The 13980-nt window shown below is 33.1% G+C and carries 14 protein-coding genes; 4 read left to right on the forward strand and 10 right to left on the reverse strand.

All coding sequences use genetic code 11. From position 1 onward, the window contains the following. Positions 1 to 2: 2 nt before the first annotated feature. Both ACTQ5K_RS02370 and ACTQ5K_RS02375 read right to left on the reverse strand, forming a co-directional pair. Positions 3 to 1010 (reverse strand): DUF3231 family protein, encoded by a 1008-nt coding sequence (locus tag ACTQ5K_RS02370; RefSeq protein ID WP_235249296.1) that lies wholly within the window; start codon positions 1008 to 1010, stop codon positions 3 to 5. 66 nt (positions 1011 to 1076) lie between these two features. Then, positions 1077 to 2495, reverse strand: a complete 1419-nt coding sequence (locus tag ACTQ5K_RS02375; protein WP_441993509.1) for a phospholipase D-like domain-containing protein — start codon at positions 2493 to 2495, stop codon at positions 1077 to 1079. 252 nt (positions 2496 to 2747) lie between these two features. On the opposite strand from ACTQ5K_RS02375, the gene plsY reads away from it, so the two are divergent. The 4 genes from plsY (at position 2748) to ACTQ5K_RS02395 (ending at position 5965) form a co-directional block, all read left to right on the forward strand. After that, a complete protein-coding gene (gene plsY / locus ACTQ5K_RS02380; protein WP_031540131.1) occupies positions 2748 to 3350 on the forward strand; it encodes a glycerol-3-phosphate 1-O-acyltransferase PlsY in 603 nt (200 codons plus the stop codon). Between the two features lie 104 nt (positions 3351 to 3454). Beyond that, the gene (locus ACTQ5K_RS02385; protein ID WP_441993512.1) at positions 3455 to 4288 is read left to right on the forward strand and encodes a two-component system sensor histidine kinase NtrB; all 834 of its coding nucleotides are present in this window, start codon (positions 3455 to 3457) and stop codon (positions 4286 to 4288) included. A 130-nt stretch (positions 4289 to 4418) separates the two neighbouring features. Beyond that, positions 4419 to 5561 (forward strand): CapA family protein, encoded by a 1143-nt coding sequence (locus tag ACTQ5K_RS02390; RefSeq protein ID WP_441993514.1) that lies wholly within the window; start codon positions 4419 to 4421, stop codon positions 5559 to 5561. A gap of 116 nt (positions 5562 to 5677) precedes the next feature. Beyond that, complete coding sequence (locus ACTQ5K_RS02395) at positions 5678 to 5965, forward strand: HesB/YadR/YfhF family protein (protein WP_235249310.1); 288 nt, start codon at positions 5678 to 5680, stop codon at positions 5963 to 5965. Between the two features lie 185 nt (positions 5966 to 6150). On the opposite strand, the gene ACTQ5K_RS02400 is transcribed toward ACTQ5K_RS02395, so the two are convergent. The 8 genes from ACTQ5K_RS02400 to glnA form a co-directional block, all read right to left on the reverse strand. After that, entirely contained in the window at positions 6151 to 6441 is a 291-nt protein-coding gene (locus ACTQ5K_RS02400; protein WP_031540135.1) for a hypothetical protein, read from the reverse strand. A gap of 24 nt (positions 6442 to 6465) precedes the next feature. Continuing rightward, on the reverse strand, positions 6466 to 6906 hold the full coding sequence (locus ACTQ5K_RS02405) for an acyl-CoA thioesterase (protein ID WP_035416767.1): 441 nt from the start codon (positions 6904 to 6906) through the stop codon (positions 6466 to 6468). 15 nt (positions 6907 to 6921) lie between these two features. Continuing rightward, on the reverse strand, positions 6922 to 9264 hold the full coding sequence (locus ACTQ5K_RS02410; RefSeq protein WP_441993517.1) for an AAA family ATPase: 2343 nt from the start codon (positions 9262 to 9264) through the stop codon (positions 6922 to 6924). A 246-nt stretch (positions 9265 to 9510) separates the two neighbouring features. Beyond that, positions 9511 to 9654 (reverse strand): acid-soluble spore protein N, encoded by a 144-nt coding sequence (locus ACTQ5K_RS02415; RefSeq protein WP_016205356.1) that lies wholly within the window; start codon positions 9652 to 9654, stop codon positions 9511 to 9513. A gap of 72 nt (positions 9655 to 9726) precedes the next feature. Next, positions 9727 to 9858 (reverse strand): FbpB family small basic protein, encoded by a 132-nt coding sequence (locus ACTQ5K_RS02420; RefSeq protein ID WP_031540139.1) that lies wholly within the window; start codon positions 9856 to 9858, stop codon positions 9727 to 9729. 213 nt (positions 9859 to 10071) lie between these two features. Continuing rightward, the gene (locus ACTQ5K_RS02425) at positions 10072 to 10578 is read right to left on the reverse strand and encodes a TlpA disulfide reductase family protein (protein WP_031540140.1); all 507 of its coding nucleotides are present in this window, start codon (positions 10576 to 10578) and stop codon (positions 10072 to 10074) included. Between the two features lie 269 nt (positions 10579 to 10847). Continuing rightward, positions 10848 to 11780 carry a manganese-dependent inorganic pyrophosphatase gene (locus tag ACTQ5K_RS02430; protein WP_235249327.1) on the reverse strand — a complete coding sequence of 311 codons (933 nt, stop codon included), beginning with the start codon at positions 11778 to 11780 and terminating at the stop codon, positions 10848 to 10850. 298 nt (positions 11781 to 12078) lie between these two features. Beyond that, positions 12079 to 13413 (reverse strand): type I glutamate--ammonia ligase, encoded by a 1335-nt coding sequence (glnA, locus tag ACTQ5K_RS02435; protein ID WP_031537647.1) that lies wholly within the window; start codon positions 13411 to 13413, stop codon positions 12079 to 12081. Between the last annotated feature and the right edge of the window lie 567 nt (positions 13414 to 13980).

Genomic DNA, 13980 nt, shown 5'->3' on the forward strand with positions numbered 1-13980 from the left:
ACTTAGCTTCTATTTATGATATTTGTTCTATTTTCCATGCCCGGTGGTTCCTCTGTATAGCCTTTTTTGGCCATTAACTCTGCCCCATGTACCCCATAATCATAAATTTGCGTAATAAGGGGGATAAAGGTTGCCGATAAGTCCTTCCGCAAACTAAATGTTGTTCCAATAGCATTACTGCCTAGTCCAAAACTACAAAACAAACTAATGATATACAACATTAATTTGTCTGAAAAGGGAGCAATGGTAGAAACGGTTGGGCTTCCTACCCAGGCTATCGGAACTTGAATATCATCATCCATTAATTTTTTCGAAAGCTTCGTAATAATTTTCTTGGAAAGCTCTTTTCCTTGTGTGAAGAATTTTTTTATCTCTGGGTCTCTAGTTACTTGGGCAAACCCAGTAATTAATTGTTGTCCAATACTGTTGCTTTCAATGGATTGATAGAGAAAAGAAACTTCTACTGTATTTAACACTCTTTTATCCCCAAAGATACTATTTCCTTTTAAGTATTGTGTACTTACAACCATGTCCACTTGTTCTGGCATAGACACTTGTGGTGGACGGCTCAATGCACCCTTTTCAATTAAAAGCTCGGTGCACTCTTCATAACAATGCTGCGTTGTTACAGATAATTCTTGGAATAATTGAATAATGTCTTTTCGATAAGATCTTGCTAAATGTAATGCATGTAGTCCCATGCCAATTTCTGAAAGCATTCTCATTATTTGAAGAGAAAAAGTTGGTTGAAACAGTGGGGGTGCTTGTTTATTTACATCTTTCTCAGAAAATCCATTTGGAATTTTTGCTCCATCTGCTTTTAAAATTGTTTCAATTTTTTGTATCACCTTCGATAGTTTAAGCATATGGCTTTCATAATAGTTTTTTTCTTTTTTATCTTCATTAACAGAATGGAAATATTCTACCATTCGCAAAAACATCGTTTTTTCTTGATAAGTCATCCATAAAGTTGCGAGTTCGGATGATGTCAATATCTCTTTTTTATTCATACTGTACCCTCCAATTCATTCATAGTATTATTATTTGAAATGAAATAGAAATTATGAATAATAAAATTAATAAGTTGTGAACCATAAAACCCTCTGTAATCGATAGACAATATAGCGAAAGAAAGGTAATTTACTTTGTGTATCTACATCCCTTGTATATTCTGCACCATCATTTGTCCATAATCTTTGAAAGTAGGATTTCGTTTCTATCGCTACTTTTGTTTCTTTTTTGGCGATAATTTTAATGTCTGTTTCCAAGTTAAAATCATAAAGATTTCTACGCGTAAAATTAGCGGAACCACTAATAATGGTATCTGCTGTTTCTCTTTCTATTAGCATAATTTTCGGATGATATTGTTCTTTTCCTGTGTTATACCATTTAATATGAATATTTTTAGATACTTTTGATTTTCTTAGCTCTGCTACAACTGGAATATTGGGCAAGCCACTTTTTTTATTGCCAAAGGAATTTTGATTTGGATCCAATAGTAAATAAATATGCACCCTTCTCGCTGCCGCTGCTTTGATTTCATCGATAACATTTCGATCTGCTAAATAGAGGATTCCTATCCAAATAGAATCTTTGCTATCTGTTTTACTGATTTCTTCTAATACATGTTTGCCTATTTTCCCTTCTGTCAGTAATTGAATTTCTATCTGTGTATTTGTTTCAGGTTGTTTTGGGATCCGTGGCAAATGGAGATGTTCATTCAATCTAGCTCCACTCTCTTCACTTTCAAGTAAATCATTAATTATGTTTCCGTCAACACGAAAAGCTATGTTTGAATGATAGCCACTTGCATTATGAATATTCCCACTCGATATGATTGCAGCATTTTCCGTAATTAATAGTTTTCGATGATTTGCTTTTACGTTTAATAGTTCTAAATAGGATAGCACGGTAATCTTTTGCCCACTTTTTGCTAAAAGATTAGGTAAATGACCATTCCCATTTGTTTTCCCCCACTGTCCAAACATTCGCCAAAAAGCAGAATAAAGTGGATTAGAATCTCGCAGCTTCTTTACATTTGTTTCGATAACTTTAATACCTATTTGTTTTAAATCATTTAATTCCTCTGATGGATAGGAACCATAGATTGTATTGATTTTATCCGTTAATAAAACAATACTAATGGAAGGATTATCCGTTTTTTTCTTTATTAGCGCTTTTGTAAATTCTTCTACTAAGGGTGGATAGACTTGGTCTTCATTTGTATCTTTATTAAATAAAAACATATCCACTACTATAAATTTCTTCGCTTGTTGAATGTCCTTTAGCATCGTATGAAACACTTCATGTTGAACAACTCTTTTATTCTGTTTATTTTTGTAGGTGATGTCTGTTAATAGCTCAATATCTTCTACTTGATGGATAGCTCCCTCTACTGACATCCCAATTGGAAGAGGTTTTTTCACATGATAATATATAGTACTACTATATATAATGATAAAAAGCAGGAATAAAATACCAACTATCCGTTTCATCATTTTCCTCCCCATTTGCTTCATTTCTAAAGCGGTTTTCGTTGTTAAAGACTTGCCATTCACTTTTCACGGGGCTAATTCTCAAAATCAGTGATTTATGGTTGCTTAATATCTATTTAGTTTTTGCAATAATAGGAAGGATAATCATCTGTGGATGTAGAATATTTTTTTGAAAAAATGATGAGTTTTCGCAAATACATGATACAATATAAAAGCAAAAAGCATTTACATAGGTGAAGGAGATTACGAAAATTGATTATTGGACTATTAATTATACTCGCTTATTTAATTGGATCTATTCCTTCTGGACTAATAATAGGCAAAACCTTTTACAATAAAGATATACGAGAACATGGTAGTGGGAATTTAGGCGGTACCAATTCATTTCGAGTTCTTGGCAAGAAGGCAGGCTTTGCGGTAACAATTTCCGATATATTGAAAGGGACAATCGCAACATTGTTGCCAATACTTGCTACTCTTATATGGAACATTGACATAGAGATAAACCCGCTAATTTTTGGGATATTTGCAGTAGTTGGTCATATGTATCCAGTATTTGCTGGTTTTAAAGGTGGAAAAGCAGTTGCTACGTCTGCTGGCATTCTTCTTGGTCATGAACCACTTTTATTCCTTATTATTTTAGCGGTATTTTTTCTTACACTATATATATCAAAATATGTTTCTTTATCTTCTATGGTTGCTGGTCTCGCGGGACTTATCTATTCCCTTATCCTTTGGGACGATAAACTATTAATTTTTATTCTCGCCGTTCTAACGATTTTTGTAGTTTATAGACATCGTGCCAATATAAAGAGGATCATTAATAAAACGGAGCCAAAAGTAACCTGGCTATAAAAAGGACCGATTTCGGTCTTTTTTTTATTTTACAAGTTTAATTTGACATTAAATGATTTATTTCGTCATACCTTTTACTATAATCGTTAAAGGGGCGAATAAGGATGACCAATCATACTGTAAATTACAAGAGTACTATTGAAGTTGCAGAAGACTTTGAAAATAAATTAGAAATGGTGGAAACGAAACTTCAGGAACAAAAAGCAAATATGGAGCATTTAATCGAATGTCTACAATCCTTAACTCTTTCTACAACCTATAGTGAAAATATAGCCAAAATGGTTTGTAGCATAACACATGAAGTACGTAACCCGCTTACGTCTATTAGCGGATTTTTGCAACTAATAAAACAAACAAATAATCTTCATTCCATTCATCAATACACGGATTTAGCACTAAGTGAATTAACACGAGCCAATGACTTAATTACCGATTTTTTAAATTTATCTAAATCTCAATCAAAGGAAAGTCACCCACTATCTATAAATAAATTAATCAAGGAAATGTCTTCTGTTTTTAAGAGCGAAGCAAATTTAAAAGGAATAATCTTACATATTGACTTAATATCAGACGAACCATCATGTATAATCCATGAACAGCATCTTACCCAAGTAATCGTTAATGTTGTAAAAAATGCCTTTGAAGCAACGGAAGCAAATCATTCATCCAATCAAAAAGAGGTGGTTATTCAAACAAAAGTTTCTAGGGACCATCTCTTGGTTATAGTAAAAGATAATGGATGTGGCATGACAGAGGAACAGCTGAATCATTTATATACTCCGCTTAAAACGACGAAAAAAAATGGAACCGGCATGGGCCTTTATGTCTGCAAAAAGCTGATTGAGAAATATAATGGTACTATGAAGGTCCAAAGTGCTATAGAAAAAGGGACAACCATTACCATACAGCTGCCATTCTACTTTTTAAAGGAACAATAACTTCCTTTGTGATAGAGTACAGTGGCAGAAAAAAATCAATCAATTCCTTGTTCTTTACTTACAAATGTATCAATATTTGTTATGCTATTATTTGTAAAGTGATTTTAAAATTGTTTTAAAGAGGCTGATGATGAATAAAAGAAAAATAATCTACATGTTCTTCCTGATTGTTGCATTATGCATACTAGTGAGTGTGGGGATGTCAAAGTTTTCCCCTTCTACCAGCAAAGAATCTCATTCTATTTCAGGTAGAAACATTCATGAATTAGCAAAAGAAGAAAATAAAAAAATTACATTAGCAGCTATTGGCGATATACTTATCCATGATCGAGTCTATAATGATGCTCGAGAAGGAGATTATTATAATTTTGATAAAATGTTAGCTAATCTATCCAGTGAATTAAAAAAACCTGATTTATTGCTTGCAAACCAAGAAACAATTGTCGCTGGAGAAACGATTGGGTTATCTGGCTATCCTACTTTTAATAGTCCCCACGAAATTGCCGATACCATAAAAAAAGCAGGTGTTGATATTGTTACTACTGCAAATAATCATGCTTTAGATCGCGGAGTAAAAGCGCAAAAGCTTTCCATTGATTATTTAAATCAAATAGATCTTCCCCATGTTGGAACCTATTTAAATAAAGATGATCAAGATAAGATAGTTGTTTTAGAAAAAAATGATGTCAAGATTGCTTATTTAGCTTATACCTACGGTTTAAATGGGATTCCCGTTCCAAAAGGAAGCGAGTATATCGTTAATGTAATAGATAAAGAAAAAATGAGTAACGAAATTCAACGGGCCAAAAAAGTTGCAGATGTTATAGTAATGGCAGTTCATTGGGGTAACGAATACGAGCGTTATCCATCTAATGAGCAAAAAGAATTGGCACAGTTTTTTATCGATGAAGGTGTTCATATTATTTTCGGAAGTCATCCGCATGTTCTTCAGCCAATCGAATGGCTAGAAGGAAAGAATGGGCAAAAAGGTTTAGTTGTTTATTCGTTAGGGAACTTTTTATCTGGACAGGATGAAGAATATCGAGATATCGGTGGAATGGTAACTATTACGGTGAATAAACTGCAGAGAGGAAATTCGACTACTATTACATTGGATCAGCCTACCTTCTATCCTACCTTTGTTGCAAGTAAGAATGAAAGCAATTATATCATGCATCCATTGGTTACTTCAGAAGAAGCCGTTGATAAATATGGTGCTTCTATTTATAAAAAAATAATGGATCATATGCTAATAGAAGGACAAGCAGAGTAAAACCAAATGCAATTATTCGATAATTATAATAGAATCCTTTATAATTGAAATATACCAATAGTAATAGATTGCTTCCTTAGCATTTAAGGAGCAAAATTCATAAGAGGTGTGAAAACATGAAAATTGTGATTAGTGATAAAGCTGCCGAATGGTACAAGGATGAAATGCTGTTAAAAGATGGAGACTTTATTCGTTTCTTTGCTCGTTACGGCGGATGCAGTACAGTGCAGCAAGGTTTTTCTTTAGGAATTTCCAATGAACAGCCTGTAAATATTGGCGTAGAAACGGTAAAGGATGGAATTCATTATTATATAGAAGAAAAAGATTTATGGTATTTTGATGATAAAGATCTATTTGCAGATTTCAATGAAGTAGCAAACGAACCAGAATATCGTCACGCATAGTAAGTTTTGAGCTAATGATAAAATACCTAAAAAACAGCGAAAAGGTAAGTTTCTCTCACCTTTCGCTGTTTTAATTTTGGTTATTTCAAAAAATAAGCTCGATATAATAAGCGATTCTGTATTGTTTATAGTTTGAACATTTTCCATTCCATACATTTACGCTTTAGAAAGTAGCATTCAAAAATCTATTTTAAACGCTCGGAAATACCCTCTTCTTTCAAAATTTTCTTTTGTGTATCACCCAATAAGTCAAAATGAGAATAGCCATCTTTCCGATAATGGATCCATTCTTCCTTTAACCCATACTTTTCGCCCCAGCTTTTTAACTTTTTTATATCGGAACATCCTACTTTTGTAACTGTCTTACAATCTGGGAAGCGATCATCTAACCAGTAATGAGTTAAAAATGCAATTTCCCCATTATCTATTCTTCTTTTCCACTCTGTCAGCTCTTGTCTTTTTAATCCAAAGGCCATGAAAGTAATCTCCTTTATATGGCTTTACTTGTCTGTTGGTTGCTTTTTAATTTCTTCATATTTATGAAACCATTCGGGAAAAATCTTCTTAAAAGGTTTCGGTCTAAATGTTTCCTTCGATACGATAATATGTGTCGTAGTTCCTTCCACACAGATTTCTTCATTCTGGTTGATAATCTGATATCCGTAAACTGTTTTTATCCCATCATTTGTTTCCACCCAAGTTTTAACCTTTGCTTGGTCTCCATAACGTAACGGCTTTTTATACATTGCATAGACATCATAGACTGGTGCAAAATACCCTTTATTTTCCATTTCTAAATAATCATAGCCAATGTCCTCAATTAGCCCTGTTCTACCTCTTTCAAAAAATTTAAGATAATTCGCATGATATACAACACCCATAGCATCTGTGTCTGCATAATATAATTCAATGTCTCTTATTGAAATAAAAAAATTATCCATTTGTTTCATACCGTCCTATTCTTCGATTTTCCGTTTATATCCTTGTAAAACATTTTCTATATCTTCAGCAATCAGTGTAGAAACATCTGCTTCCATTCCTTGCTCTAATTGCTCGGACAGTCGTAATGCTTGTAATTGCACTGCTTCATCGATAATATTAGTGGCAAATCTTCCATTTCCTTCAGTCGAAACTTTAGGCAGTTGATTCTTTAATATGGAGATAGCTTCTTCTGATAACGAATAATCATATTTCGCTGCATACATTTTCATTATGTCAATCAATTCCTCCGCTACATAATCAGCAAAATGGATAAACTTTTTAAACCTAGAAGTTAAGCCAGGATTGCTTTGTAGTAATGCAGTTATTTCATTTGGGTAGCCAGCCAGGATTACAACTAGATTCTCATTATGCTTTGTCATTTCCATCACTAATGTATCTATGACCTCTTTACCAAAATCTTGTCCACCATTTCCTAATAAGGAGTAAGCCTCATCAATAAATAACACGCCACCAAGTGCTTCTCTAATTTTTTTTCTCGTTTTTATAGCAGATTGACCTACATATCCCGCTACAAAGTCTGCCCTGCTTGTTACAACCAAGTGTCCTCTCTTTAAGATTCCACAATCTTTAAGGAACTGAGCATATAATTTCGCAACAGTAGTCTTTCCAGTACCTGGATTCCCTGTAAATACAGCATGTAGTTGTATGGGCAAATTCTTTTGCGCCTTCTTTTGTCTTAATTGCTGAACCTTTACAAATGCTATAATTTTCTTTATTTCTTCTTTCACTTTCGATAATCCGATTAGTTCATTTAATTCTGTCGCTGGATTGATTGGTTTTTCCTTGTCATCACTAACAAAATCCGATTCTTGTAGCAATGTATATTTTAAGATTTCTTGTTGATTTGATTTACGGGAACCTTTGCTAAATATGGCATCAAGAACAATATTGCGAACAGCTCGAGCGTTTCCAAAGCTTTCATCCACTTGTTCCCTCTCAAGTCTTTTTAATAATGCTTTTTTACCATCTTCTGTCATAACATAGTCATTACTCGAAGCCATTCTTTCACCAATTGCTAATAATTCACTAGGTGTATAATCAGGTAAATGAATCATATTAGAGGCTGGAAAACGACTTCTTAACCCATGATTACCATCTAGGAATTGACGCATTTCCTCTGGGTAGCCTGCTAAAATAACAGCAAACTTACCACCAAACTCAGACCCTGTCATTAAGGAAACAAGCGTATCAATTGCTGTCTGGCCATAATCATTACCAGATTGTCCCTCACGTTTTAAGCTATAAGCTTCATCAATAAACAGAACGCCGCCAACTGCTTGTTTAACAACAGAACGTACATTTTCTTCTGTTTGTCCCATATAGCCACCTATTAATTGGGATCGATCTGTTTCTACAACCTCTGCGCTAGGCAATACACCTAGTTCATGATATATCTTGGCCATTAGACGGGCAAGCGTAGTTTTTCCAGTACCTGGATTACCTGTAAAGATCATGTTTAGACTTAATTCATCCTGAATCATATAGCCTAATTTTTTTCTTGCTTTTTGGTAGCTTAAAAACTGATAAAAATCCTGTACTCTTTTTTTTACTGTTGCAAGACCGACCATTTGCTCAAGTTGCTCTAACGAGGAAAGTGTCGTCTGTTTTTCTTCCTTTTCTTCTACAAAAAGGCTTGCCCATTCCTTTTTAAGTTCTTGAAGCTCTTCTATTAACGTTTTTACACTTTCATAGTAAATCGATGTATGAAACACACCACTAATAGATTCGGCATACTCTTCAGCAGATTTCAATAGCTCAGACGTTTTCTCAATCACTATTTTTAGCGTTTGTTCAATGGTTTCATATTTCGCAACTGCCTCTTTATTATCGTAAACAGTAGCATTTATTCTCTGTTTCTTAATATGTGCCACTTCATCTTCCATTTGCTCTAAAAATGCGCGACAATTATTTATATATTGCTCTGCAATTTTGCGTTTTGCTGTTCGATTATCGGTTTCGCGAATATTAGGGAAGACAAGCTGATCGAGCAAGTGGCTGAAATTCTTCCAATCATATTGGGAAAGATATTTAAGAGCCATTGTATTGTCTGGGTTTAGCTCAATAGCTTTGTTTAACCATGCGACCGCAATTGTATCCTTTTGATTCCCATGCACCCTGGATAATGCCGCTATCGTTAATAATTGGGAAATTTCTTTTCCATTCTGTGCTTCATTTAGCGTTTGAATCGCATCTAAGATTTTTTTTTCATTTTCTACGAAACCATGCTCTTCAAACTCTTTCTCTAACAGATAAATTTCTTGATCTTTTATATTTGGTTTTACTTGTTCGTTATTCATATGTTCACTTCACTTAATAAATTTAGGATATACCTTTTTAATACTAACATATTCCTTTATTTTCGTTAATGATTATGTACCTTTCTCATAGGATTTATCTTAGTAAAGTACCTTTCATCCCTAATATCATTAGTACAAGCATTTTTTCCTTTTTTCCGTCAAAAATAAAGACAGCAATTACTCATTCTTTTCATCAAAAAAATGAGTGATTGCTGTCTAATTATGGTTTATATTTTGAGGAGACAATTATTCCCCTTTTGTTTGAATTACTTGAGCATGTTGTCCTGATTTATCTTGCATTTGCTTTCCTTTGTTTCCACCAAAGCTTCTTGATTTTGTCCCAATATGGCTTGGTACAAAGTGTTTGCTATCTTTTTTAGGATTACTCATCTAATCAACTCCTTCTTTTATATTTTGTACAAAAGTACAAGCAGAATAGATGGTAATTTCTAGATTTTAATATTAACGAGCTTTTTTCAAATGCTTTCTTTCTAATCGTTCTTCAATTTTTTCAATTGCTTCTCTATCCTTTAATAATTGCATTTTATTCTCTAATACTAATTCTTGAAATGAACGTTTGCGAGGTTTTCTCATGGCTCATTCTCCTTTATAAAAAATTTGTATTATCATATTTCCCAATAAGTAAAATAATTATTACATGAAAAGAAATAATTTTTGAATCTATTTGAAAAGTTTTTGTTTTCTGATAATTAAAACAAGGGGTGCACTCCTTATTACTACATTTGTAATTATAGTATATCACCAGCAGTTTGTAAAGCGCTTACATGCTAATTTATATTATTTTCATTATTTTTTACTTTTTGTCAATTCTCTCATTTCTTTGAGGGTTAACATCGTAAAATGCTTATGGATGATATCTCCTTCTCTATTTAGGAAATAGGTGGTTGGTATACTAAGTATATGATATTGATTAGCAACCATATCTTTCTTGTCCATTAAAACTGGAAAAGTTAATTTTCTCTCCTGGACAAATTGTCTAACCCCTGCTTCATTTCCGCCATCAACATTTACAGCAAGGACAACCCAATCATTTTGTTTTTCCTTTGAAAAGGTTTCTATATCAAGCATTTCTTTTTTACACGGTGGGCACCAGGTTGTCCAAAAATTGATCATAACAAATTTACCTTTAAAATCGGATAACTCTACTTTATTTCCATTAAGATCTTTTAATGTAAAATTTGGAGCTTTGTCTCCAATGTTTAAACCATTCTTAGCTAGCATAACATCATTTGGTGTTGTAATAATAAGCATAGCCATTAGCAGCATAAGGAAAAATACTCGTTTAGGTGACATAACAGCCTCCTTTTATAATTAAATGAATTGTAAAAGATAACTTTATTAAGTCTTTCTTATAGATTATCCCAAATTTTTTTATTTATTATATTGAGTGCGTAAAATTATTTAATTATTATAATAATTAAATTTCCATAATGGATCAGTTAAGCAAATGCTGTTGTTACCAAGTTAGCAATGTAATTAGCATACATACTTTAACATTCTTTATTTCGAAAAAAACAGCCCAATTAAATGGACTGTTTCTTCTTTTCATCATTTAGCACCTTTTATTGTTCATTAAAGGCTTCTGTTAAGACTGGTACGATTTGTTTTTTGCGTGACACAACACCTTTTAATAAAGCTGTGTTCGTTTCTAGCTGTACGTTAAATGCTTTTTCTACTGCCTGTGCTTTATTACCTAAAGCAACAGCAACAGAATCATTATTTAGAATATCTGTTACAACAAGCAGGAATAAATCTAAGCCTTTTTTAGCAATGATCGCTTGAATAGAAGATTCTAATTCTGCTTGTTTAGAAATTACATCATTTGTGTCAACTGCATTTACTTGGGCAATTTCCACTTTGTATGTACCCATTGAGAATTCTTTCGCATCAATGCTTAATAATTGATCAACTGTTTTGTCGCTTAGATCTGCACCGGCTTTAAGCATTTCTAAACCATACTCTTCCACATTTACACCAGCAATCTCTGCTAATTCTTTAGCAGCTTGTACATCTTGCTCTGTGCATGTTGGAGATTTAAATAATAATGAATCAGAAATGATTGCGGAAAGCATTAGCCCAGCAACTTCTTTCTTAATTTCCACATTATTTTCTTTATACATTTTATTCAAAATAGTAGCTGTACATCCTACTGGTTCTGCACGATAGTATAAAGGATCACTTGTTTCGAAGTTTGCAATACGATGATGATCAATAACTTCTAAAATTGTTACATCTTTAATGTCTTCCACACTTTGCTGAAACTCATTGTGGTCAACTAAAATAACAGACTTTGTTTCTGAACTTGCTTTTTCGATGAAACGAGGAGCTTCCTTTTTAAAATAATCTAAAGCGAACTTTGTTTCGCCGCTAATCTCACCTAGACGAACAGCTTCCGCTTCCACTCCAAGCTCTTTTTTTAATTCTGCATATGCAATAGCAGAGCAAATAGTATCCGTATCCGGATTTTTATGACCAAAAATCAATACTTTTTCCATTTAGCAAATCTCCTTATTACCATAATCTGATGACGTAATAACTAAAATCATACATCCCACTTTATTTTATCATAACTTACCAAAATTTAAAGAAAAGAACAGAAAAAAGAGGCGATTTTGCTTGGCATTTAATCACAATTTAATGTTTGAAAAGTAGAATGCCACACTAGCTAAACAACAGACCCCATTTATCTATACTTATAAAAGAAATAAATAAAACTGCAAACAAACTACCCATACAGGTGTTTATTTGCAGTCTAATAAGAGTTTGAAGCTCCTATTCTATTTAACTAGTATATTAGAATTTATATTGATAGTTTTCGATTTCCCAAGCATGAATTGTAGTACGGTAGTTATCCCACTCTTCTTTTTTAGCAGCTACATATTCAGTAAATACGTGCTCTCCAAGAGTTTTAAGACCAATTTCCCCAGCTTCAAGTTCTGCGATTGCAGCATCTAAACCACCAGGTAAGCTATCAATGCCAAGTTCTTCACGACGTTCATCTGTCATATGGAAGATATCTTCGTTAATTGGTGCTGGAGCCTTCAAGCCTTTTTCTACTCCATCTAATCCTGCAGAAGCAATAACAGCAAATGTTAGATAAGGGTTTGAAGATGGATCTGGACAACGAAGTTCAACACGAGTTGCCATTCCACGTTTTGCAGGAATGCGGATTAATGCTGAACGGTTGGATGCAGACCATGCTAAGTAACAAGGTGCTTCGTAACCAGGTACTAAACGCTTATAAGAGTTTACTAGCGGATTCGTAATAGCTACGAAATTTTTAACATTTTCTAATACACCAGCAATGAAAGAATATGCAGTATCAGATAACTCTAAATCATTGTTTGCGTCATAAAAACTATTGTCTCCATCCTTAAAGAATGACATGTTAACATGCATTCCAGAACCATTTATTCCAAATACTGGTTTTGGCATAAATGTAGCATGCAAACCATATTGAGCAGCAATTGTTTTTACAACCCATTTATATGTTGTAGCTAAATCAGCAGCTGTTAATACATCTGCATATTTGAAATTAATTTCATGTTGCCCTTCTGCTACTTCGTGGTGAAGTGCTTCAATTGTGAAGCCCATTGCTTTCAAAGTTTTGAAAATTTCCACACGAACTTTTTCCCCTAAATCTTTTGGTGATGGCTCAAAATAACCGCCTTTGTCACCTAATTCAGTAGTTGGATATCCATTTTCATCCGTAGCAAATAAGAAGAATTCTAATTCAGGTCCAACTGAAATCGTATATCCTTTTTCAGCTGCACGTTCAACAGTTTTCTTAAGAACATTTCGTGTATCGCCTTCAAATAAAGTACCATCTGGGTTTGTAACAGAGCAAAGGAAACGAGCTTCTGAATAACCTTCTGTTTCTGTCCAAGGTAATACTGCAAATGTGTTTAAATCTGGTAGTAAATAAGAGTCTGATTTGTTAATGGGAGAAAATCCTTTAATGGATGAACCATCAATCATGATTTTTCCTTCTACAGCATCATCTAATTGTTGTGCAGTAATAGTAATGTTTTTTAAAATGCCTTCAATGTCCACAAATTGTAGATGTAATAATTCTACACTTTTTTCTTTAACGATACTTTCAATTTTCTCTAATGTAAATTCAGCCATGTTAACTTACCTCACAATTCATGTTCTATTATCTAACTTGCTTTCATTATAAGGAATTATTTCTCTTAAAACAATGTTTTTTTATAATTTTTTAAAAATTATATTAGGTAGCGCTTTCATCCCTTTTCGTCGTTTTTCTCCTGTTATTGACACTATTCGCTAAGTGGATAAAGTAGGCATATGTCGAAATAATAGATTTGTATGATTCTTTTCCATATAGCTACTTTTGTAAGAATTAGTAAGCATAAAGTAAAGTGGATCTACCATCTGTAACTATTTCCACTATACTCTCTGTTGCGTAGTTAAACTATCCAGACCTTTAACGGCTGTTAAATAACCACCTACCCTCCCTTAACTCTTATAGTCATATTGTTTTTCCTATTTCACTTCTGAATTTCGTGTATTAAATAATTTTTATTATAAATTAATAAAATTCCGAATTTTTGTTATTTTATGTACTTTTTATCTTCTAATCTCTTGTTTTCTTTTATTTTTAAAGTTTTTTAATATTTCCCATTACGAAATAAATAGCTTATATTAATTGAAATAGCCTTTTTAAGAAAAGGA

The organism is Niallia sp. Sow4_A1 (genome assembly GCF_052116745.1).
GTDB classification, from domain to species: domain Bacteria; phylum Bacillota; class Bacilli; order Bacillales; family Cytobacillaceae; genus Niallia; species Niallia hominis.